The organism is Enterococcus sp. BWT-B8 (assembly GCF_020567625.1).
Classification (GTDB): Bacteria; Bacillota; Bacilli; order Lactobacillales; family Enterococcaceae; genus Enterococcus_L.
Genome location: NZ_JAJDJV010000009.1, coordinates 129,290 through 152,862 on the forward strand (window position 1 = coordinate 129,290; position 23,573 = coordinate 152,862).

General features: G+C 37.2%; 24 protein-coding genes and 2 pseudogenes. 5 read left to right on the top strand and 21 right to left on the bottom strand.

The features are described 5' to 3' along the window. Positions 1-318 precede the first annotated feature (318 nt). Genes LI951_RS10030 through LI951_RS10050 form a run of 5 tightly spaced genes read right to left on the bottom strand, consistent with a single transcriptional unit; the run spans position 319 to position 4,689 of the window. Entirely contained in the window at positions 319-1,392 is a 1,074-nt protein-coding gene (locus LI951_RS10030; RefSeq protein ID WP_229442047.1) for an ABC transporter substrate-binding protein, read from the bottom strand. After that, on the bottom strand, positions 1,389-2,225 hold the full coding sequence (locus LI951_RS10035) for an ABC transporter permease (protein ID WP_202067939.1): 837 nt from the start codon (positions 2,223-2,225) through the stop codon (positions 1,389-1,391). The genes LI951_RS10030 and LI951_RS10035 overlap by 4 nt, the downstream gene beginning before the upstream one ends. After that, positions 2,222-3,031: an ABC transporter permease gene (locus LI951_RS10040; RefSeq protein ID WP_229442048.1), complete on the bottom strand. Its 810-nt coding sequence runs from the start codon at positions 3,029-3,031 to the stop codon at positions 2,222-2,224. The genes LI951_RS10035 and LI951_RS10040 overlap by 4 nt, the downstream gene beginning before the upstream one ends. Positions 3,032-3,043: 12 nt before the next feature. Beyond that, complete coding sequence (locus tag LI951_RS10045) at positions 3,044-4,129, bottom strand: ABC transporter ATP-binding protein (protein ID WP_229442049.1); 1,086 nt, start codon at positions 4,127-4,129, stop codon at positions 3,044-3,046. A 17-nt stretch (positions 4,130-4,146) separates the two neighbouring features. Then, the gene (locus LI951_RS10050; RefSeq protein ID WP_202067936.1) at positions 4,147-4,689 is read right to left on the bottom strand and encodes a helix-turn-helix domain-containing protein; all 543 of its coding nucleotides are present in this window, start codon (positions 4,687-4,689) and stop codon (positions 4,147-4,149) included. Positions 4,690-5,007: 318 nt separating this feature from the next. Between LI951_RS10050 and LI951_RS10055 the strand changes: the two genes are divergently transcribed. The 4 genes from LI951_RS10055 to LI951_RS10070 all read left to right on the top strand — a co-directional run bounded on the left by LI951_RS10055 (position 5,008) and on the right by LI951_RS10070 (position 8,430). Continuing rightward, positions 5,008-6,000: an acryloyl-CoA reductase gene (locus tag LI951_RS10055; protein ID WP_229442050.1), complete on the top strand. Its 993-nt coding sequence runs from the start codon at positions 5,008-5,010 to the stop codon at positions 5,998-6,000. 11 nt (positions 6,001-6,011) lie between these two features. Then, the gene (locus LI951_RS10060; protein WP_229442051.1) at positions 6,012-6,776 is read left to right on the top strand and encodes a phosphopantothenate--cysteine ligase; all 765 of its coding nucleotides are present in this window, start codon (positions 6,012-6,014) and stop codon (positions 6,774-6,776) included. Positions 6,777-6,980: 204 nt separating this feature from the next. After that, positions 6,981-7,529, top strand: a complete 549-nt coding sequence (gene coaC, locus LI951_RS10065) for a phosphopantothenoylcysteine decarboxylase (protein WP_229442052.1) — start codon at positions 6,981-6,983, stop codon at positions 7,527-7,529. Positions 7,530-7,785: 256 nt separating this feature from the next. After that, complete coding sequence (locus LI951_RS10070; RefSeq protein ID WP_202067932.1) at positions 7,786-8,430, top strand: ECF transporter S component; 645 nt, start codon at positions 7,786-7,788, stop codon at positions 8,428-8,430. Between the two features lie 97 nt (positions 8,431-8,527). Here the strand turns inward: LI951_RS10070 and LI951_RS10075 are convergent, their stop codons facing one another. The 14 genes and pseudogenes from LI951_RS10075 to LI951_RS10140 form a co-directional block, all read right to left on the bottom strand. Continuing rightward, positions 8,528-9,733, bottom strand: coding sequence for an aminoacyltransferase (locus LI951_RS10075; RefSeq protein WP_229442053.1), 1,206 nt, complete (start codon positions 9,731-9,733; stop codon positions 8,528-8,530). Between the two features lie 844 nt (positions 9,734-10,577). Continuing rightward, positions 10,578-10,748, bottom strand: a complete 171-nt coding sequence (locus LI951_RS10080) for a hypothetical protein (RefSeq protein WP_229442054.1) — start codon at positions 10,746-10,748, stop codon at positions 10,578-10,580. A 30-nt stretch (positions 10,749-10,778) separates the two neighbouring features. Next, positions 10,779-10,862: pseudogene (locus LI951_RS15115) on the bottom strand (DUF6434 domain-containing protein); the annotation flags it as partial. A 6-nt stretch (positions 10,863-10,868) separates the two neighbouring features. Then, positions 10,869-11,150, bottom strand: coding sequence for an SAP domain-containing protein (locus tag LI951_RS10090; RefSeq protein WP_229442055.1), 282 nt, complete (start codon positions 11,148-11,150; stop codon positions 10,869-10,871). A 20-nt stretch (positions 11,151-11,170) separates the two neighbouring features. Beyond that, a pseudogene (locus LI951_RS10095) lies at positions 11,171-11,833 on the bottom strand (IS30 family transposase); the annotation flags it as partial. Positions 11,834-12,284: 451 nt separating this feature from the next. Further along, the gene (locus tag LI951_RS10100) at positions 12,285-13,364 is read right to left on the bottom strand and encodes a hypothetical protein (protein WP_229442056.1); all 1,080 of its coding nucleotides are present in this window, start codon (positions 13,362-13,364) and stop codon (positions 12,285-12,287) included. Next, positions 13,357-13,875: an RNA polymerase sigma factor gene (locus LI951_RS10105; RefSeq protein WP_229442057.1), complete on the bottom strand. Its 519-nt coding sequence runs from the start codon at positions 13,873-13,875 to the stop codon at positions 13,357-13,359. The genes LI951_RS10100 and LI951_RS10105 overlap by 8 nt, the downstream gene beginning before the upstream one ends. Before the next feature lie 153 nt (positions 13,876-14,028). Continuing rightward, a complete protein-coding gene (locus LI951_RS10110) occupies positions 14,029-14,307 on the bottom strand; it encodes a hypothetical protein (RefSeq protein WP_229442058.1) in 279 nt (92 codons plus the stop codon). A 144-nt stretch (positions 14,308-14,451) separates the two neighbouring features. After that, positions 14,452-14,673 (bottom strand): hypothetical protein, encoded by a 222-nt coding sequence (locus LI951_RS10115; protein WP_229442059.1) that lies wholly within the window; start codon positions 14,671-14,673, stop codon positions 14,452-14,454. Between the two features lie 599 nt (positions 14,674-15,272). Beyond that, on the bottom strand, positions 15,273-15,788 hold the full coding sequence (locus LI951_RS10120; protein WP_202067734.1) for a QueT transporter family protein: 516 nt from the start codon (positions 15,786-15,788) through the stop codon (positions 15,273-15,275). Positions 15,789-16,392: 604 nt separating this feature from the next. Beyond that, on the bottom strand, positions 16,393-17,334 hold the full coding sequence (locus LI951_RS10125; RefSeq protein ID WP_202067733.1) for a metal ABC transporter substrate-binding protein: 942 nt from the start codon (positions 17,332-17,334) through the stop codon (positions 16,393-16,395). Next, complete coding sequence (locus tag LI951_RS10130; RefSeq protein WP_202067732.1) at positions 17,324-18,178, bottom strand: metal ABC transporter permease; 855 nt, start codon at positions 18,176-18,178, stop codon at positions 17,324-17,326. The genes LI951_RS10125 and LI951_RS10130 overlap by 11 nt, the downstream gene beginning before the upstream one ends. Next, positions 18,179-18,919: a metal ABC transporter ATP-binding protein gene (locus LI951_RS10135; protein WP_229442060.1), complete on the bottom strand. Its 741-nt coding sequence runs from the start codon at positions 18,917-18,919 to the stop codon at positions 18,179-18,181. A gap of 714 nt (positions 18,920-19,633) precedes the next feature. Further along, positions 19,634-20,155 carry a GNAT family N-acetyltransferase gene (locus LI951_RS10140; RefSeq protein WP_202067730.1) on the bottom strand — a complete coding sequence of 174 codons (522 nt, stop codon included), beginning with the start codon at positions 20,153-20,155 and terminating at the stop codon, positions 19,634-19,636. Between the two features lie 268 nt (positions 20,156-20,423). On the opposite strand from LI951_RS10140, the gene LI951_RS10145 reads away from it, so the two are divergent. Next, positions 20,424-20,861, top strand: coding sequence for a universal stress protein (locus LI951_RS10145; RefSeq protein WP_202067729.1), 438 nt, complete (start codon positions 20,424-20,426; stop codon positions 20,859-20,861). A gap of 642 nt (positions 20,862-21,503) precedes the next feature. Here the strand turns inward: LI951_RS10145 and LI951_RS10150 are convergent. Both LI951_RS10150 and LI951_RS10155 read right to left on the bottom strand, forming a co-directional pair. Further along, on the bottom strand, positions 21,504-22,697 hold the full coding sequence (locus LI951_RS10150; protein WP_229442061.1) for an amidohydrolase: 1,194 nt from the start codon (positions 22,695-22,697) through the stop codon (positions 21,504-21,506). A 32-nt stretch (positions 22,698-22,729) separates the two neighbouring features. Next, a complete protein-coding gene (locus LI951_RS10155; protein WP_202067727.1) occupies positions 22,730-23,563 on the bottom strand; it encodes a MetQ/NlpA family ABC transporter substrate-binding protein in 834 nt (277 codons plus the stop codon). Positions 23,564-23,573 lie beyond the last annotated feature (10 nt).

Genomic DNA, 23,573 nt, shown 5'->3' on the forward strand with positions numbered 1-23,573 from the left:
TAAAGAAAGCGGTTACATATTTATGGTATTTTTTTCTTTTTTATATTTCAAAATTATTTTGATACTATAATTATACCAAATACATATTTTTCATAGTATTACAAAAAAATTTATAACTAGGTGGGGGCAGTGCTCTGAAGCTAGTTTGCAGATTAGCCCTTGTTGACTTTTGGCTATTGAATACTTTCCACTCATTAAGGTTTATAAAAAAAACGACTAAATAGTCGCTTTTTTTAAACTGTGAATCTGTCAATAAAAATAATAGGTAAAACTGTTTCAAAAATTTTGATGATGTTCATTTTTACCGAAGATTCCATCCTATTTCCGATACATCTTAAATTCCAGAAACAGATCATTATAAATACCTAAATATTCCTGTCCCAAATCTTCATAAACTTCCAAGCGAGAGATTGTTTCATCGCTTGGATAGAACTGTTCATCTTCTGAGATTTCTTCGGGCAGAAGCACTTTGGCTTTTTTATTCGGTGTTGAGTAGCCGATGTATTCAGCATTCTGTGCTGCATTTTCCGGCTTCAGCATGAAATTAATAAAATCATAGGCTCCCTGAACATTTTTAGCTGTTTTTGGAATAACGATATTATCAAACCACAAATTCGATCCCTGTGAAGGAATAACATAATGAAGGTGCTCATTGCCATCCAGCATTTCAGCAGCTTCACCGGAAAATGAAACAGCCGCAGCACTTTCTTCATTAATCATGTACATCTTGATTTCATCTGCCACAATCGCTTTAACATTTGTTGTTAATGAATTTAATTTCTCCGAAGCCTCGAACAGTTCTCGATCATCTTTACTGTTTAACGAGCAGCCCAGACTGTTCAACGATAGGCCAATCACTTCACGCGCCCCGTCAATCAGCATTAGATTGTCTTTCAATTCCGGACGCCACAGATCATCCCACTCCTGCATCTCTTCTTCATTGATAAACTTGTCATTATAAATAATCCCCAATGTTCCCCAGAAATAAGGAATAGAATACTGGTTACTCGGATCAAAATCCAGATTCAGAAAACGTTCATCAATATTTTCCAGCCCTTTAAGTTTGGAATGATCAATAGGCAGAAGCATCTCTTCCTTTATCATTTTCTGGATCATATACTCAGATGGTATGGTGATATCATATGCAGTTCCCCCCTGCTGTATCTTAGTGAACATTGCTTCATTTGAATCAAATGTCTCGTAGTTCACTTTGTAGCCAGTTTCTTTTTCAAACGCCTTAATCAGAGCCGGATCAATATAATCTCCCCAGTTGTAGATAGTCAGAGTATCCGCACCAGCCATCCCGCTTGCACGTTCCAACTGTCCAACACCGATAAACAACAGTAAAATAATCACAAGAATGCCGGCAAATAAAGAATTCAGCTTTTTCATGACAGTTTAGCCACCTCGCTTTGTTCGCGTCGAATTTTTTTTAATCGTTTAGAGGTATTGTCCTGACTGATAAAATAGTAGCCAATGACAAGAATCATTGAGAATAGAAAGACTAGAGCACTCAGCGCATTGATTTCCAGGCTAATCCCTTGTCTTGCCCGAGAATAAATTTCAACAGAAAGAGTCGTAAAACCATTCCCTGTCACAAAAAACGTTACAGCAAAATCATCCAAAGAATACGTGAACGCCATGAAATAACCGGCAATGATCCCAGGAGACAGATAAGGTAATACGATATTTTTTAATACTTGAAAATTACTTGCGCCCAAATCTCTGGCAGCATCCACCATGGAATCGTTCATTTCCTGAAGCTTTGGCAGAACCATTAGAACGACAATAGGGATACTGAAAGCAATGTGAGACAACAGAACACTGGTAAACCCTAAACTTATAAAGCCCACAGCAGTAAAGAAAATCAGAAAGCTGGCACCGATAATAACATCTGGTGATACCAACAGAATATTGTTAAAGCTCATCAAGGCTGTTCGGTTTCTGCGACTTCTCGTATAGTAAATAGCCATCGCTCCAAAAGTTCCAATAACAGTCGCAATCAACGCAGATAAAAAAGCAAGCAAAAATGTATTCAACACAATAATCAGGAGGCGTGTATCTTCAAACACAGCCCTGTAATTGTCAAAAGTGAAGCCGGTAAAATTATTCATTGTATCTCCATCATTAAATGAGTACAAGATCAGATAAAAAATTGGTGCGTACAGTAAAAGAAAAACCAGAACCAAATAGATATTTGACCACTTAAAACGCTTTTTAGTCATTTGATCCGCCCTCCTTTTCTCTTTTCACCTGTCAAGAGCATCACCGCTACCATTGCAACAATCAAAACAACACCAATGGTCGAGCCCATTCCCCAGTTTTGCGTAACCAGAAAATGCTGCTCAATCGCTGTTCCCAACGTAATGACACGATTTCCGCCAATCAAACGAGTCAGCATAAATAACGAAAGTGACGGGATGAATACGGCCTGAACCCCGCTCTTTACACCATTTAATGACAATGGAAAAATTACCCTGCGAAACGTTTCAGTATTGTTCGCACCCAAATCCCGGCTGGCACTAATCAGCGAAGGATTCATTTCTTCCAATGCATTAAAAATCGGCATAATCATAAATGGCAGTTCAATATAGGCAGCCACAAACAGAAAGCTAAAGTCTGTAAAGAGAATCTGCTGCGACCCGATGCCAATGAAGCCTAAAAACTGATTGACTGTTCCATGTACACTGAAAATTCCGATAAACGCATAAGCCTTCAACAGCAAGTTTACCCATGTCGGCAAAATAACCAGCATCAGCCATAATTGCTTATGCTTCAGTTTTGTCAGAAAATAAGCTGTCGGATAGCTGATCAGCAACGTCACTGCAGTAATCAAAAAGGCATACCAGACAGAATTAAACGTCATTGCCAGATAAGTTCCAGAAGTAAAGTAAATCTGGTAGTTTTCCAGTGTAAACTGCCCGTTCATATCGAAAAAAGATTGATAGATAATTAATAAAACCGGTGCTATTACAAACAACAGCAGCCATAATGTATAAGGAATCGAATAAATTCGACGAACTGCTTTCATTTCCTGCCTCCTCTACTCTTCATAGCTTTCAAGACGTGCATCAAAGTCTTCTTCAGATTCATTAAATCGCATAACATGGATATCTTCCGGCTCAAAAAACAGCCCTACCTGAGAGCCTTCTTTTGCTTTCCTTGTGGAATGAACCATCCACTCATTTTTCTGTTCATCAAAACAAATAATTTCATAGTGAACTCCTCTGAACAGCTGGGTGTCAACAGTAACAACCAGTTTTCCTTTATCAGGAGTTGTAATGGACAGATCTTCCGGTCGGATAACGACTTCAACCGGTTCATTGGACCGCATACCGCCATCCACACATTCAAATTGTCTTCCAACAAACTCCACCAGATTATCTTCAATCATTGTCCCATCAACAATGTTGCTTTCTCCAACAAAATCAGCAACAAAGTGATTAATCGGCTCATCATAAATATCTACCGGCGTTCCGCTTTGAATAATTCTTCCTTTATTCATCACAAATATTTCATCACTCATCGCAAGTGCTTCCTCCTGATCATGAGTAACAAAAATAAACGTAATTCCCAACCGCTGCTGCAGCTCCCGCAGCTCATACTGCATAGCTGTCCGCAGCTTCAGATCAAGCGCAGACAACGGCTCGTCCAGCAAAAGAACTTTCGGTTCATTTACGATTGCACGGGCAATCGCAACACGCTGACGCTGTCCCCCGGACATTTCACTAATTTCCCGACCTTCATAGCCAGGCAGCTGAACCATTCTCAAGGCATCCTTGACCTTTTTTTCAATTTCCTGTTTAGGCATTTTTTTTATTTTAAGACCGAATGCCACATTATCAAAAACATTCATATGAGGGAACAAGGCATAATCCTGAAAAACAGTGTTGACCGGGCGTTTGTTTGCAGGAACAGCATTGATCTTTTTCCCTTCAAAGTAGACATCGCCCTCGCTGACATCTGTGAAGCCTGCTAGAATCCTCAATATCGTTGTTTTCCCGCAACCTGAAGGACCAAGTAACGTATAAAACTTTCCTTCTTCAATCTCAAAGCTGACTTTCTTTAATACTGTTTCATCATCGTATTGTTTTGCTACAGAATCAAAAGAAATAATTGTTTTTCCCACTCGTTCATTCCCCCATTTTAAAGATAAGATTCAGTTGCTACAATCAGCACTCTGCTTTTCCCTTTGGATTTATTTTTTAACTGATGAGGTTCGGAGGCTTCATAATAGATTGCTTCTCCTTTTTTAGCTGCATGTACGTTTTCTCCAAGGACTAAAGAAACAGCCCCTTCCAGAACATAAATAAAGGTTTCTGATAAGGATGGTTCAAAGGTCTTATACTCTCCATCTCGATCAAATGTCAGTAATACCGGCTCCATATCCATTTCATTCGATTCAGGAATCAGCCACTTCAGCATATACCCGTTTTCTTCATCAAGATAATAGGTGCAATCCTGTTCCCCATATACAACCTTCTGTTCCACACTATCTTCACTGAAAAATTCTTCAGGTGTCACTCCCAGAACTTCCAGTATATTAAAGAACGTCTCCATTGACGGTGAACTCAAATCCCTTTCCAACTGTGAAATGTAGCCTTTTGTCAGATCAGTCCGTTCTCCAAGCTCTTCCTGAGTTAAATTTTTCTGAACACGCAAATTCTTCAGCTTATCACCAATCTCCATATTCTCACCTCACTCAAATCATTTAGTCTTTCAAAAAAGTTTGGTAATACTAAACTAGTAGTTTAATTACACCTTTTCCAGTATACAAATTTTTCAAAAAATAGCAACTATTTTTTTAGGATTTTTAAGGAGAAATTTCTATAAAGAAAGAGGCTGCTCAGAAAACAGTTCTCGTCACATTTTTTTCTAACTTAAAGACAGACAAACCCAGGCGGTATCAGTAAATCTTAAAGGCTCTATCTTACACACTTTCTCACAAAAAACAAATAATGTGATATGATGATAACAATAAATCAGCATAATAACGGAGGTAACATTGTGGAAAAATTTTTAGCGCTTGTGGTTGAAGAAATAAATGGTGAAATTGTCTTTGAAATTAAACAAATTTCAGAAAAAGAATTATCCGAAGGCGAAGTCCTAATCAAATCTGATTATTCTTCAATTAATTATAAGGACTCTTTGGCGGTACTCAAAAACGGCGGTGTCATCCGCAATTATCCTATGATTCCGGGAATTGATGTCAGTGGAGAAGTCGTCTCTTCCCAAAGTGATCAGTTTCAGCCAAAAGACAAAGTCATTGTCACCAGCTATGGATTAGGCGTTGCACATACTGGAGGATTTTCTGAATATGTACGTGTTCCTGCCTCTTGGGTTGTCTCTTTACCTAAACAGCTGTCGGTAAAGGATGCGATGATTATAGGAACAGCCGGCTTTACTGCCGCTTTATGTGTAGATGGTCTTGAAAAGCATGGACTATCTGAAAACAAAGAGGCACATATTTTAGTAACAGGGGCTTCAGGCGGTGTGGCCAGTCTTGGAATTGCCATGCTGAATAAGCTTGGATACAAAAACATCACTGCATTAACAAGAAAAAAAGAATCTGCTGCCATTTTAGAAAAGCTGGGAGCTTCCAATGTCCTTCTATTAGATGAGTTTATTCCTGAGAAAATCCGTCCACTTGGAAAACAGGAATATGATTTTGTTCTGGATACTGTGGGCGGCGAGACATTGTCTGCTGTATTGCCATTAATCAGCTACGGAGGAAGTGCCGCTATTTGCGGAAATGCCGGAGGAATTAATCTAAAAACAACTGTCCTGCCATTTATTTTGCGGGGAATTAATCTGTTGGGCATTGACTCTGTGAATACTGATATGAAGAAACGACTGACCATTTGGAATCGACTGGCAACTGACCTGAATATCACTGAGCAGGCATTAGCTGCTGAAATCTCACTGGGTCAGGCACCGGAAATATTCACCTCTCTTCAAAAAGGGCAGCACATCGGAAGAACCATTATCAAATTCGATTAAGGAGATCGTTAATGAAGGTATTAATTACAGCTGGAGGTACATCAGAAAAAATTGATAACGTCCGCTCCATTACCAACCATTCCACAGGGCGTTTAGGGCGAACAATTGCGGAAATCTTTTTAGAAAAAGGGCATCAGGTGATTTATCTGACCACCCCTTATGCTGTTCGTCCTGCTGAAAATAAACAGCTGACTGTAATAGAAATAGAAACAACAGCTGAACTTCAGCAGCAGATGAAGATGCTATTATCCAATCACAATTTTGACAGTATTATTCATAGTATGGCAGTCAGCGACTTCTCCAGCGAAATCAGTATTCCTGAGGAAGAATTAATTCAGAATCTGACAAAAAAACTGCAAAAAGAAGAGTTGTCTACAGGACAGAAAATTAGTGAAATCATAAAATCTGTCCTAGATTCGCTTGGTCAGCAAAGTCAATCAGAAAAAAAGATTTCTTCCAATACAGATCGACTCTTGCTTTTCTTAAAGAAAAACCCTAAAATAATTGCTATGATTCGTGAACATCAGCCCGATACTATTTTAGTAGGATTCAAACTGCTTGTAGGTGTTACAGACAATGAGCTGATCAACGTAGGAACAGCTACACTTGAAAAAAATCACTGTGATTTCGTTCTGGCAAATGACTTAGAAAATATTCAAGGAAATAATCACCGTGGACTTTTAATCCATGCAGATCATCATGTAGAAACAGCTGATACAAAAAAAGAAATTGCACAGCTGATTGTAAAAAATGTGGAAAAACTTAGTCGATTCTGATTCATTTGCAACAAATTTTTTAAGGTTTTCGATTATATTATTCAAATTAAAAGCAGAGGGATCATACTGGCAAAGCAATCAGGCAACACGCATAAACACACAAATACTGAAAAAATAATTGCTGTATCATCACTAAACAGCTGTTTTCTGTTAGAATAATACTAACATTTGGTTTCTTAACAAAAGAAAAGGTGGCAACCTATTATGAAAACAATTTTATTAGGTGTTTCAGGCAGTATATCCGCTTATAAAGCAGCTGATATCACCAGTCGACTGATGAAACTTGGCTATTCCGTCGAAGTTATCATGACTACGAACAGTACGAAATTCATTACACCGTTGACGTTGCAGGCTTTATCTAAACGACCCGTTCATACTGAAGTAATGGAAGAAATTTACCCTGAACAGATTAATCACATTGAGCTTGCCAAAAAAGCTGATCTCTTTCTTGTTGCTCCGGCATCTGCTAATATTATTGGCAAGCTGGCAAATGGGATTGCAGATGATATGCTGTCCACTATTGCCCTTGCTCTGAAAGAGGAAATTCCTAAGGTTATTGCACCAGCGATGAATACGTATATGTATCAAAATCTGATCATGCAGCGCAATTTGAATACCTTGAAGGAAATCGGCTATCAGGAGCTTGAGCCGCGGGAAGCTTTACTTGCCTGTGGAGATTTTGGCAGAGGTGCACTGGCAGAGGTAGATGAGATCGTTGCTTATGTACACCAGATTCTGGATAATGTTCACTAGGACCAATCTGAAGACTATTGGGAAAATGAGTTTTTCAGCGATTTTGGTGGAGGTCCATGAAAAAGGGCAGCTTGTATAGTTCATAAGTGAGGATTTATGCCGATGATATCCATAAAACTACAAAAACACTTGCCACCAGCGTTTTCAGACAGATCTTAAACAATGCTGCTGTTATTTGCATAAGAATTGATATTAATGTATTCTTTCAAAATGATAACAGCAGTCCAAATCATCTTCTCAGGAAAGGAGTCAATAAATGAAAAACACAAAAAATTTCACTTTAACAGCAATGTTTTTAGCGATCCTTATTTTACTCGCTGTCGTTCCATTTCTGGGGTTTATACCAATCGGCCCAATTAATGCAACAACTATGCATATTCCTGTTATCATTGCATCGATTATTTTAGGACCTAAGATTGGCGGATTTCTGGGAGGCGTCTTCGGCATCATCAGTATGATTCGGAGTACAATCATTATCTCTCCTCTTTCCTTTGTTTTTTCACCAGTAATTCCTGTTATTGGGACAGATCAGGGAAGCTGGAAAGCAGTTCTAATAGCCTTCATTCCAAGAATATTAATTGGGGTTGTTCCCTACTATGTTTACAAGCTGTTTAAAACAAAAGCGGAAAATAATAAGTCTTTGCAGACAGTCGGACTTTTTATAGCAGGTTTCTGCGGTTCAGCAACCAATACTATTTTAGTAATGGGCGGGATTTTCCTGTTGTTTAAAGATGCATATGCTCAGGCAATGGACATTGATATCGAAACAGTATTTTCTGTTATTCTGGGAATCATTTTTACGAGCGGAATTATCGAAGCTCTTGTGGCGGCCTTTGCCACAGTTGCGGTTGCAGCGGTCTTGCTTCGATTAACAAAAACAAATACCACACAAAAATTGTAGAAAAGTTTGTATCATAAGATAAAAAAAATACCGCTCCAAAGTCAGATTTTCTGTCTGATTTTGGAGCGGTATTTAAATTTTTGGTTTACACTCTTTTTTATTTTCTGCCTTTTCTCAATTTATAGGCATACTGACTCGCTCTAAACAGCAGCTTGTTCACAGGCAAATCAAATTCTCCAATGAATTCATTGATTGTCGGATTGAAATTAGATTTGAATTTCAACAGACCATCATTCAATGATCCTTCTAATCCCCCCATATTACAGCTTTGGCAGCCGCGGTTAAAACATTCATTAATGGACTCATACCACGCTTTGTATGCAGGCATATAGCGTTTGTAACGATCATCCATTCCTGCGTATAGAATTTCACTGGTTGAACCAAAATTCAAAGCCAATGTTCCGGCCACAACAGCCTTATCTCCTGAGTCAGCAATATGCTCTTCCAGTTCAGCTAATTCTCTTATCAAAGAAAATTCCAGCTCTTCTAAATTATGACGTTTCTTCACTTGATTCTCTTTCAAATTAGCCAGCTCTTCTTTATTTTTATCATGTCGAGCTTTTGTTTCTTCATAACGAGCTTTTAAATCTACCTCTGCAAGCATAATAAATGAATTTTCAGGATAGATAGTCATCAGCTTGGTAAAATAGTCTGCATTCCGCAAAGAGATGTGTTGACGCTCTGTCGTCAGCTGAACCATTTTCCCAAAATCAGAAACCAGCTCCTGATGCCCCATATGGACAACGACTCCCTTTTTTTCTGCCTGCTTCAGCATCTTCTTCGTACTCTTGGACAGCTGCTCTTCACTAAAGTTCTCTTTATAGATATTAGCCTGAAATCGAGGTTGGATGGTCGCATCCATTTCCATTGTATAGCCCTGATGCCTTGCCCCACTAGCTTCAATATTTTGAACAATTTCCTCAGCCTGAGAGTTCAGCGTTTCTTCACGAGTCAGTGAAATATTCTTATGGATTACTGTCGGGTCCATTTTAACAAAAAGTGCCCGTTTCTGCTTTCCAAATTTCCTCAGATTTGTCAGAAAAAAGTGAACAAGCTCCTTGTTAGTATAATCTAAAATTGGTCCTCTGGGGGTATACAGCATCGTAAACCCTGCCGGAAGAGACTGAATAAGTACCAAACTTGATGCAACCAGTTTTCCATCACTATATACGCCGACTATTTCTGAATCCCAATTATCTTTTACCTTAGCCCAGGAAGACGACTGCAGCAAATTACACAACGGATGTTCTTTTACAAACTGATCATGTTCTTCAGGATTAACGCCAATCTTAAATTCATACATTTCCATAACTCTCCTATTTATCACTAATCTATGACTTTGATAGCTTTAATATAACATCAGTAGATTGATCTGTTTTTTTTGTTCCCATATTTCCGTATTCTATCGCTTCCTTGCGCTTTTGTAAACTAAAAAAAGAAATATGACCTGTAAACTTTTATAATAAGTCATCAGTGCTGTATAAATGTAGTCAGTATATTCTGATTACTTACTTTTTCCAAAAAAATCAAAAAGGAAAGTCCGGGCACAGCGGGTGAAACAAACGCTTGATCTGAAACATCTTTTCCTTTATCCCTATTTTAAGCTTAATAAGCGTAGTCAACAAGGTCGCAATCACCTGTACATTAAGATCGTGCCGATTCGTAATGATCCGAAGAGGATTCTCATGTTTGAAGTCAACCGGTATAAGTTTCGGTGTATAAAAATATGACTTTCATGGGCGAACGTTTAATAAGTATCCAGCATCTTCTCTAAGAATTATAACCGATATCCCTATACTAAAAGTCATGTTTCCTTTCAGATAAATAAAACTTGGATTTTTAGTTACGCCGATAGTAAAAAAGACAAAAACATCTCATTCAAAGTATTTCTGTCTTTATCTCATAAAAAATTTATTATTCAACTATTTTCTCCATTAAAGAACTGACCAATCTCTCCACAAATTTCATATCTGAATAAACTGTTCCATCCATATATTGCTTATAAACTTCATCTTGACCATCAACATTAATCAACACCACGCACCCTTTAGCCAACATTAAAACCCGAATAACTTTACGCTGTGTTCTCCCATTCCCTTTCGGTAATACATCATTAAGACCATACTAAAAATTCAAATTTGAATCTTTCAGTTTATCGCTATTAGATCTGATTTTTCGTATCGATTATGCCCTTGTAATTGCTTTTTATATTTCCAACACTTAATCGCTTTTTCTAAAGAACTTCCCCTATTATCTGCAAAAAAATCTCTAATATAGGTATTGTACTCAAATTGTTTGTCAATTTTCGTTTTTCCCATTTTCTTATCTTCAAGAATTTTATGATAGGCTATTATTGCCTCTTGATACGTTTTTCCTTCATTACTTTTTAACCATTTTTGAAATGTTACATTAAATGAAAAACCACTTCCTATATATTCCTAAAAAAATACTCTATGCTGTTCGGAGCATACAAAATTAGGTTCAATTTTTGTGTCTTTGCTAATATTGGATATTACTGTTGCTTTTTTCTTTTTAGGTGTTGCAGATAGCACTTTACCAGAATCAAGAAAATAGGCTATCCTATCTGTTATATCTATTTTCCCTCCCGAAACAGGCAAGCCATTTTCTCTACAAAAGTCTACCAACTCTTTTTTCAAATAATAGAAATCACGAAATATTTTGCTATCTAAGTTTTTGTCTAATGATGGTCTTTTAGTCATGCTTTTCTCCTTTTTATTTGTCAAATTAAGCTAGACAAATGATCTTCACTTATGTAACTCAAAAATACCTCTATTGGTATTTGATAATTTAATGATTTTCTTGGTATATGATTTCTTTTGGAGGCGACAGCTGAAACAAAGGCTTGGTCAACTTGATTAAAATCCATGCTCTTAGGTAGACCGTCTTTACGCAATAAGCCATTTGAATGCTCATTTAATCCCCGTTGTGACGGTGTTCCAGGATCTGCAAAATAGATCGAACTATCATTGTCATTACTCATATCTTTCCAATTTGAGAACTCTTTTCTACAATCAAAGATAATGAATTTAAATAAGTTCTTTGGAATATTTTGTAACCATTTAGTGGTTGCTTTTTCGATATCTACTGTTTTGCGACTGTCTGGTTTCAGCGTAATAATCACTTTTGACAGGCGCTCAACCAGCGTGATGACGCCACTTTTATGATGAACGCCGACAATTGTGTCGCCTTCCAAATGACCAAATTCCTGGTTAAATTCAGGATAGTCATTAATTCTTTCTGAAATAGTGCGTTTAAACGCTTGCTTTCTGCGACGCTCGTTATACCTGTTGGGCTTTCTTTTTCCCTTCATTGGGAATTTTATGCACTCAAATTGATTGGCTTTGAACTTACGATAGAGTGTCCTGACAGAGCATGAAATAGGAAATGCTTGACTTCACTCCTTATAAGTCTTTGGTCAGAACTATTTTGAGTGTAGCACAAATGACTTACTTTAGTTATCTAGCTTAATTTTACTATCGGCGATACAAAAAAATAGTCATATTATTTACTGAATCTGGTACTGTAAAATAGATGTTTAAGAAAAAAGAGCAGGCTTGTTTGGGTTTCACCCGTTATCATGTAGAGGGGATGGAGAAGGTTCGGAGAGAATCCGGGATTGTCATTTTAGCTTTAAGCATGATGAATTAGCTGCCAGAGCACGGGGAAAAGACAAAGAAAAACGGCAATCGAAAGCTTTCAACAAATTTTCGATTGCCATTTTTCTTTTTTAATTATTTTAGGACTGCTTTTGTCACAGTCCCGACCCATCCGATTCAAATTGACTAATCTGTAGTTTTCCTATAAAAAAGGTAAAAATTTGAAATATTAACATTTTAGTTATTTTTCAGATCAAAGTATCCTATTTCTTCAATCGGTTCACCAAAAGAATCTATCTTATTTAATTGGACCGTATAAACAGAATTTGTTTTATCCAATGCACTTAAGCTGAAAGTAACACTGATTTCGTCAATTTGTTGACTTCCCATATGTGTCACACCATCTAATTTAACACCATCTTTGTAAATTGTTACCGCTGTTCTGCTATCTTCATTGACTGGTGCCTTGAATTTCACCACGGTTTGTAATGCGTCACTCTTCACTTGAATGTCACTAATATTATTTATGTTACTGATTTCTGGGGCAGCTGTTTGCATCAATGGTTTGTACTCAATATCGAAAGACCAATCCCCCTCATATTCAATAGCATTCTCTATTGTAAACGTTGCCGTTGGGTCTGGATTCTCCATTGCTCTCGATATCTCAGCTGCTGCAGCTTCCTTATCTTGCCAAGCTAACCGAGTGATATGTAATGTCAATTTGGCATTTTCAGGAATAATTTCCTTATCAAAAGTTGAGAATACAGACCCGTAAAACATATCTCCCTCAACTCGACTGGTTGAACTACCTGATACTCCACCATAGATATCCTTCGTTCCCCCATTAACATAGAGCGAAACATCTATAAATTCAAATGTCTTAGCCCACGGATCTTCTGTTTTACTGTTCTTTTCCAATAATGTCTTTAATTCCTCATCCATTTTAAATTGATACTCAAATGCCATTTTTCTTTTTGTCGAAACAAATTTTGTTAACGTTATTTCCATGTCATTTGATTTGCTTACTAGATTCAAATTGTTTTCTATCCCTTTATCTTCTATTGCTGCAACACCCGAATCTTTGCTTATCCCCAAAGCATTCCTTATAGCCGAGTTAACTTGCGGATTAACAAAAAGAATCATTGCTACCGCTACTGCTAGAACTGCTAAAATCACTGTTTTTTTATGTTTCTTCGTATTTATTTTCTGCTCCACCTCGTGACTTAGTATTCTTTGTCGGTTTTTCTCTAAATCCTTCAACACTTCTTCTGGAATTTCTATTTCACTTCTAATAAAGTTCATGTTTTTATCAGCCATTTTGTTCTCCTTCCAATAAAATTTTTAACCTCTCTCTTCCACGTGCTAACCTAGTTTTCACTGTATTTTTAGGTAAATTCAGTTGGCTGGCAATTTCCTTAATATTGAAACCTGCGTAATAATGTAATATTATGGGAATTTTATATTTCTCAGGCAACAGATCAAATATTTGCCCTAGTTCAGATTCTCCATAATATTTTTCTTCAACAAACACATCATTTTCTTCAATCCGAACCATATCAATTCTTCGTTTTACAATAGCCTTTGCTACATTTATCATAATCCTAAAAATCCAAGTATTAAATGCAGCTGAGTTCTTAAGCATACTAATATTTTTCCACGCAATTATTTCAGTTTCTTGTAGACAATCCGAGACATCTTCGTTATTTTGAAGTAACTTGTACGCTGAGTTATACAAGACACTTTGATAACATCGACAAAGCTCTACAAACGCCTCAGCGTCACCTTTTTTGGCCTTCTCAACCAAACTCACTTGTAACTCATTTTTCATAAACTCTTTTGCCTCCTCCTCCCTATACTTATTAGAGAAAAAAATGTACTGAAAGGTTTCACTTAATAGTAATTTATTTTTTATATTTAAGAAATAAAAAAAACAGAGAACAATTTTTAACTGCACTCTGATTTTACTAATATTAGAAATTTATTAATAGATATGATAACGACTATTTGTTACTGGATTCCAAGTAGCAAAATAACCGATAAATGGCGTACCTCTAAAATTTGAAACTGTATACGTAAAATTATTGCTAACTGGTGCAACTACATCATGCATACCGTTGAAAAATTTGAATGAATCTAAGTGTGCTCTTATACCAAAATATGGGTTAAGCTTTACATTTCTCACTGTAAATCTCAATCCGCTGAAATGCCAACCACTACCAGAAAAAGGATTTGATTCATATGGTTTTACGAAATCATCCACAATTCTAGGTGTCCCAGTCGGTGGCGTTGTTCCTCGTGTTAATATTGGTGGGAACATATCGTCAACATTTGATTGCGGTGATTCCTCAGATTTAGTTTCTATAAAAGCTTCTATTTGTATTTCCTCTGGGATTTCTTCGCTATTTTAACCTTCCAATGCTTCTTCAATATATTGAACATACTCTAACGATTTCTCTTCATCCATAATCTCATTTGAGATTGGATTATACACCTGACCCTCACCAGCTTCAACATGTTCTTTCATATCTTCAAAAGAAGCAGCGTTGACATTAACCGTACCCAAAATTAACCCAGATAGACCAATAACACCTAAAAATAATATTTTAGAAGATAATTTGAATTTCATTTAAACCCCTCCAATATTTATATTTAGCAACTATAATGTCGCGCGCAAACCTATAACAACTACTTATAAAATAACATTAGAAATATCTTAACTTTAATCTTTCTGTATTTTTCATAATAATATAATAAAAAATATCTAGCAAATAGTTGACGAGCCGAAATACACTATCATATGCAATAAGTGATTTATTTGCAAGCGGGAAATAATCAGACGCAACACCAAATAGCCTTTCATATTTTATACTGAATGTCACTGTTGTTGCATTAAACTCTTCACCTATTCCATGACAAAAAAATCCTTTACATTGGTCTTGGATAAGTCATGCAAGGTTCAGTATAAAGAACTTTTTTTGGGGATAAAAGGACCCAATCACTTTTATGGAACAGCCACTGTTTCATGTAATACTAATTTACTGCAGATTTTGTTAAAATAACAGTGACTTGGAAAATTTTTTTAATTGCCTATTAAACTAAGGTAAAACTGACAGAAAAATATTTAAGACAGTCAGACAAAAAACAAAGGACAGAACAATCTGCTAATTGTCCTGTCCTTTGATTAAAAATTCAAAACCTATCCAAACTTTGACATCACACATCTGTTTAGATTCGTGATTCAAAATGGATCTTTTTATTTAAGAAATACATCAATGGTGCTGATAACGCCATAACGATAAATTCACTAAGAGCCAAAAACAAATAGGTTGTCCAGAATCCGCCGTTTTCTGCTCCGCCTGTATTTACCAGCATGACCGCAATAAATACCATTGATACTGTAAAAAATAAAGTATTTAAGACAAGTCGTATTTTCTCGCTTTTTACTTTATTATAGAGTAAAGCGGTCAAACCTAAAGAAACGAAAGTCTGTGCTCCGCCATATAAAGCGTCAATGACACCGTACCCAAAAATAATATTATAAAAAATAACGCCGCCTAAAACGCCCCACATCAACTTTCTGTTGAAAACGACCAAATGATTCAGACTTTCTGAAATTCTGAATTGAATCGGACCGGAAGCAACAGGAGCAACAAACAATGTTAACGCCAAATACAGTGCCATAATAATTGCGTTCAGTGTGACTACTCGCAGTTTTTTACCTGATGAAACAGATGATTGCATAATTTCTCCTTCTTTCTCCTAGTTTTTTTACTGGGGATGGTTGATGAACCCAGGTTACAAGTAAGAAGCTGCTTCAAACAACTTGATATTTTGTAACGGCACTAATACTATCATCCTTATCTTTGATTGTCAATGATGAACAAACTGGTTTAATTTTTGGCTCAGCAGTGACTTAAAACAAAGAAAAACATTGATAAATTTCTTAAAGCTTTTTAGATAGCAATAATGGAACAATCGAAAAAATATTTTCTTCACTGCCGACTTTTACAATAATAGCTTTTTGCCAAACGATCAAAGCTCATGATTTTCCCTCCTAAATTTCTGTTTATCTGTTTCGACTGGCCATTCTAAAATACATATAAGGTTTTCCCTTCAAGGAAATAGAAAACTCTGTAACCTTTTCCAGCATTGTACAACCTGGAAAATCGCCATTACTAATCGCTTGAATCTCTGCACCGTCCTCCATTTTACCTTAGAACTGGTTCTAAGGGCATCTGGCAGGCAGTCGTTGAAAAACAATAATTAAGCAACAGATAAAAAAAATGATCTTGGTGATGAATGCCATCTTACTAAGATCATTTTTCAGTTGTTTCTACCCCTTCTTTTATTCCGACAGTCCTTCATGAATCTTCTCAAGATTCCATGCCATCATACTGTAATATGTATCACCATCCTTACCTTTATCCGCAAGGGAATCAGTAAATATTTTGCTGTGAATCGGCAATCCTGTTTCTTTGGACAGTCGTTCCATACTCCTCGCATCTACAGAGGTTTCAACGAACAGCACAGGAACATCTGATTTTTTAACTGTATCAATAATTGACTTCATCTGCTCCGGTGTTCCCTGACTTTCTGTATTAATTTCCCAAATATAAGCAGCCTTCAGTCCATATTCTTTCGAAAAGTACTTAAAAGCTCCTTCGCTGGTAACCAGCAGCTTTTTACTTTCAGGAATATCAGCAAATTCATTTTTTGCTTTCTCATTCAGTTCTTCCAGCTGCTCAATATAGTTTTCCGCATTTTCTCTATAAACAGAGGCATGTTCCGGGTCCTTTTCTTCAAAAATTCTTGCGATTTCTTTGACATAAGCGATCCCGTTTGTAATTGACAGCCAGGCATGCGGATCCTCCTGATCTGTATTACCTTCACTGGTCAAATATATTGGAGAAACTTCTTTGCTGACTGCAAAGTAATCCTGATTTTCTTCTTTACCAGATGTTTCCATTAACTTCTCAAACCAGCCGTTTCCTGTCTCCAGGTTTAGTCCATTATATAAAACGATTTCTGCTTCACTGGCCTTTTGAATATCTACAGGCAGAGGCTCATACTCATGAGGATCTGTTCCTACAGGGACAATACTGTGTATGGATACCAAATCCTTCCCGACTTCATCAGCCATATCCGCAATGATTGAATTTGTAGCAACTACCGTCAGTTTATTCTGATCTTCCGCCTGGCTACTACTCCCCTCTTTATTTCCACAAGCGGTTAAGAACATAACAGCTGCAAGTCCTGCCAATCCTGCTTTAATTAATTTATGCTTCATCCTGCTGCTCCTTTCTTAATTCGGAAATCATTCCTTTCGTTGGCGAAAATACAAATGCTAAAATGAAAAACACTGCTGCCGTCAAAACAATGGTTGCTCCTGATGGCAGATTATAACTGTAGCTGAAAAAAAGTCCGATGATAGAGCTTAACACTCCGAACAATACAGAAAGACCAATCATTTTCGGAAGACTGTTTGTTAATTGATACGCAGTTGCAGCCGGAGTAATCAGCATGGCAATAACCAGAATTGTACCTACTGTCTGCAGCGAAGTAACAGCCACAAGAGTCAAAAGAAACATCAGCAGATAATTAATAAAGCTCACATTTAATCCATAAGACTGAGCCATTATCGGATCAAATGAAGTAATTTTTAATTCTTTATAGAACAACAACACTACGACTATAACTACAAAACCGACACCTGCGGTTAAATACATATCTGAATCTCTGACTGCCAAAACATTTCCGAACAGAATATGATAAAGATCTGTGGCACTCCTTGCAAATGAAATCAGGACAATTCCCAAGGCAAAAAAAGAACTAAAGACAATACCAATCGCCGTATCTGTTTTCAATCTGCTGTGTTTTGTGACAAATCCGATCAAGGCAGCTGATCCAATTCCAAACAAGGTAGCGCCAATAATATAGCTTGTACCGAGCATGTACGACACAGCTACCCCAGGAAGGACAGCATGAGAAATCGCATCTCCCATCAAAGACATTCCCCGCAAAATAATGAATGATCCGATAACACCTGCAATGATTCCTACCATTACAGAAGTAAAGAGAGCATTTTTCAAAAACTGATAGTTCATCAGTCCGTCAATAAAATTGTTAATCATCTATTTCCCTCCCAGCCTCAGCATTTCAGCTATTTCTTCTCCATACGTTTTTTTCATATTATCAACTTCAAACACCTGATCGACAGAGCCAAAAGCTATGACCTGCTTATTCAATAAAACCAGCTGATCGAAATAATCCCTGACCTTGTGAAGATCATGATGGACAATCACTATAGATTTTCCTTCATCTCTTAATTGCTTAAGCAAATCAATAATAATCTTTTCACTCGTAGCATCAATTCCAACAAAAGGTTCATCCAAAAAAATCCATTCTGCTTCCTGAGCCAATGCCCGGGCAATAAAGACCCGTTGTAGTTGTCCGCCTGACAACTCGCCAATCTGATTATGAGCAAAATCAGCCATACCCACTTTTTCCAGACAGCTCCACGCCAGTTCCTTTTCTTTTTTACCCGGTCTTTTAATTAAACCGATTTTCGGATAAGTGCCCAGTAGAACAACACCAAAAACATCTATCGGGAAGGATAAATCAATCTCCTGTCTTTGTTCCACATAAGCAAATTTATTTAATTGTCGGCTTACTGGCTGGTTTTTATAGACTACTTCTCCTCTGTTTATGGGAATCAATCCAAGCATTCCTTTTAACAACGTTGACTTTCCTGCACCATTGGGTCCGATAATACCAGTCAGCTGATTTTTGGTAATAATCAGATTTTCAATTTGAACAGCTATTTTTCTTTTATAGGAAATCGTTAGATGATTGATTAATAGATTATTATCCATTTAAGCATCGCCCTTTCTTTAATTTTAGGTACACCTAAAATTAATTAACATTATTATAATACAGCGTTTGATCTTTATCAAGAAAAAAGAAAAAAACCGGAAAAATATTTTCCGATTTTTCTTTTAGTACTCGTTAATCATTGATCTGATAGGTCTTATATCCTCCCTTAAAGAGACGTTTTCCTTCGAAACAGCACACTACCGCATATTGAAATCCTTACAACAACAAATACTCCAACAATTGTTGGAGCATTTGTTTATACTGTTGTTTCCATTCTTTATCTCTTTGAATTTACTCAAAATTTTTGAAATTAATACAGAAAAGCATTGAACTGACAGTATTGCGAAGCGTACTTCATTTGTTTAGAAAACAGCATCTACAACTACTGATATAATAGAGTTTTTAGTGAAAAATGGGTAAAGTCAAATTTATCTATACTATATAATAAGGGTAGAATAGAAAATCATTAGAAAATTCTTTTAAGTGATTCTCATCGTATTTCTCATTTTTTCAACTTTCGATGCAGAGTATTTAATTCTTAAAAATCTACTCTTCAGAAAAATTCATATTCAGAAAATCTGTACTCCTTTCAATTACGCTCTGTCTGCTTAGCTCGCTATTAATAAAAAGTTTACAATATAGATCATCATTCATTATTTCCTTACTTCGTTCCTGCTATTAATCATAGAAAGCAGACTGCTTTTCCCTTTGAACTAATTCAGTGAAATCTGATATGCGTATCTTTCTCCATCTGGAACTTCAAGTTCAATCTCCCCAGCAAACTCAAATCCTGCCCGTTGAATGACCTTCTGCATGATCTCATTTTTAGGGTGAGTATCAATACGAATATCTACAAAGCCTTTTAATACAGCAGCATTTATCAGAAAGCGAAGCATCATAACAGCCAGTCCCTTCCCCTGATGCTCACTGCTGACAGCTGCTCGATGAATGGATGCATAACCTGCTGCTTTCGTCTCCCATTGCCCATTTTTAATCTGTTCATACGCGGGATCTTTTTCCTCAGAAATTACACCAATACCAACAAGCTCGCTCTCCAGAATTAGGACATAGCAATTTTCTGAAAGAATATCTGCTTTCAACATTTCCTCATTTGGTCCAGTCCCTGCTTGCCACTGCGGTATTTTTCTGTTCGCCAACTCCACACGGGCAGTTTCGATAATTGTCATGATTTGTTGAAGCTCTTCAAGTGTTGCCTGTCTTAAATATAGTTTCATTCTATGGTCCTGCTCTTTCTGAAATTTATTTTTAATCGATAAGTACTATAATTATTTGCCTTATTATCCCTATTTTCCATTTTACTATATAAATAAACGTACGCAAAAACTGCTTCAAATTATTTTTTGTTAATAGAATGAGGCTGACCCAATCACCTGATCAGCAGCTCATGTATTTCTTCATTTTCATCTGGCATAAAGCAGCCTTCCATTTCTTTTTAAATTTTGTACATGTTATACTTAAATGAACAAGAAGGAGATGAGTACCATGCTGAAAAACTATGAAAGAATCCTAGTCGCCGTAGATGGTTCCAAAAACTCTGAACTCGCTTTGAAACATGCTGTTGAAATTGCTGCTCAAAATGGTGCTGCACTATATGTCCTGGCGATCATTGATAAAAATGCCATCAGCCACAGCTCTTTTGCCTTTTCAAAAGTTCTGGAAGAAGAAAAAGAGCTGGTTGAAAGCGAAATGGCAAAACACCTTGCTTATGCTTCTGAACATAATTTATTTGATGTCACCCCTATTGTTGAAATCGGCAACCCGAAACACTACATCGCAACAACGGTTCCAACTGAGGAAAAAATTGACTTAATCGTTATAGGGGCTACAGGGAAAGGACGGCTGACTGAAACAACTGTCGGATCAACAACGAACTATGTTGTCCAGAATGCACCTTGTACTGTGCTTGTTGTAAAAGAATAATTGAATATTTTATGCCGATGCTGTAGAAGTCATCGGCATATTTGTTTAGACAGACCTATGCCCTTATCAATAATTTTTCATTTTTTTCGATACTTTTCTCTTTAAATTATGCAGTTTTATAAATTATTGTTCAATATTTTGCTTATTTTTTAGGTAGGAAGTTCGTTTCTAATAGTCGTATTTCTCAAAAATTATTTCCATAAAAAAATCAACAAGCCTCTCCTCATTCGAGAAAAGTCTTGCTGATTTTTCTATTTACTGAACTGCTCCGAGGAATTAGGACTTGTTTGAAAACTCTATTTCAAAGAGGTAACTACGGGAGGCGTCAACTCCGTTTAAAAAAGGAATGCTGTTCCTATACAGCTATCTCTTTGTATATGGAATAAATTTTGACAAATTTATCCCCATCAGAGCATTATATACCATCCTGCTAATGCTCCTAGATGAGCGAGCCTCTATTCAAGGAATACTTATTGAAGCGAGCTCAGTTAAATATTGTACGACTTTACAGCTAGTTTGACTCTAGTTAGGGATGAACTCAGCGTTTTCTGCCGAGTTGCTCCCACACTGGCTGCACGTTTCTTGAATTAGAAGCATAGCTTAGTTTTAATTCGGCCAATACTCTAGTCAGGAGAACAACTTTTACTCTGCTAAATAACTTAGTGCGTACGTCACATGATACTCTGTCGCATACGCCAGTCCATCTTCATCAATATCAAATTTTTCATGGTGATGGCCGTACTGAGTATCTGGATTTTCTAAATTACGAGTCCCCACCCGTCCATAGACGCCGGGAGCTTTACTCAGGAAATCTGCAAAATCATCTGCTCCAAGACTTTTTTGATTATCAGTTATTACATTTTCGATTCCAACAATTTCGGCTGCAACCTTTTGAGCCAGCTGGGTTGACTCCTCTTCATTGATCAGCGGTCCTGCTGCGTCATAGATAGAAAATCCCGAGATTTTTGTACGATGGGCTGCTGCGATTTGCTCTGCAATTTCTTTCACTCGTTTTAAAACAAACGCCCTCGTTTCATGGCTGAATGTTCGAACAGTTCCTTCAATTTCTGCATGATTGGCAACAATATTGTACCGTGTTCCGGCGTTCAGTACACCAATTCCGACAACAACAGTATCCAGAGGGGAAACTTCTCTTGCTGCAATTTTCTGCAGTTCAACCACAATGCTGGCAGCTGCCAATACAGCATCTCTGCCGACATCAGGCTGTGCCACATGGCTGCTGAAGCCCTCCACTTCAATTTTAAAAATATCGCAGGAGGCATTCGTCGGTCCCTTTGTTGCCACTAACTTACCAACTTCAACACTAGAATCCAGATGGATACCAAACACACGATCTACCTCGTCTACAAAACCGCCATCCACAAACTGGCAGGCTCCTGCCCCGATCTCCTCTGCCGGCTGAAAAGCCAACAGAATTTTTCCTGTAAAATCATTTTCACGATTTTTTAAGATTTTGGCAGCTCCAAGTAAAGCCGCAGCATGTCCATCATGTCCGCAGGCATGATTTAATCCCGGATTTTTAGACTGATACTCTTTCCCGGTTTTATCTTCCAATTCCAATGCATCAATATCTGCACGCAGTAAAATCGTTTTACCAGCTCCTTTTTTACCTTCTATCGTTCCAAGCACTCCTGTTTCTCCTACTTCAACATAAGAGATTCCGAGTTTTGTTAACTCTTCTTTGATTTTTTTAATCGTCTGAAATTCCTTTAAGCTGGCTTCTGGATACTGATGAAAATATCTTCGTAAAGAGATTACTTCCTCTTTTCCTGCCAGAACTTCATCTCGTATATTTTGTTTCACTGCTGTACTCATAGTTCCTTCCTCCATTTTCCTCAATCATTAGTTTACTTGCGTCCAAAAGTTTCCCACGCAGCAATACTTGAGCCTTTCGTACTTTCATCAATCACCGTTTTTGTCTCATCCTGTTGATAAGCATCGACGATTTTTTGATACAGCTCATTGTCTTCATCTTCTTTTCTCGCCACAATGATATTCACATAGGGTTTTGACGTATCATCCACCGGCTCTAGATAGATTGCATCTTCGGTAGGAATAAAACCTGCATCAACAGCCATTCCGCTGTTAATAACTGACGCATCCACATCCTGAAGGACACGAGCAGTTTGAGCGGCATCCAGTTCAGTAATTTTCAGATTTCGCTTATTTTCCGTAATATCATTAACTGTCGGAGTCTGCTGTGCTCCTGGATCAACTTTTATTAATCCTGCACTTTGCAGTAATAACAAAGCTCTCCCGCCATTTGTTGTATCATTTGGGATGGCAATTTCTCCGCCGTTTTCTATGTCTTCAATATCTTTTAACTTCTCAGAATAAACACCCAAAGGAGCGTTGACTGTATTTCCAATTGAAACAAGATCCGTTTTATGTTCGGTATTGTAGTTATCCAAAAATATCTGATGCTGGAATGAATTTAAGTCAATTTCTTTTTCTGCCAAAGCAGCATTTGGTTGCGTATAATCCGAAAACTCAATAATTTCCAACTCAATATTTTCTTCCTTCAACCGGTCTTTTACCGATTCCCAGACCTCATTGTTGGCACCAACCACACCCAATTTGACTACCTCATTTTTGTCTATCTTGGCACTTCCTGATGAACATCCGGCCAATACGATTCCTGCTAAAGCAATTGCTGCTAAAAATTTAACTGTTCTTTTCATTTTTATGTCC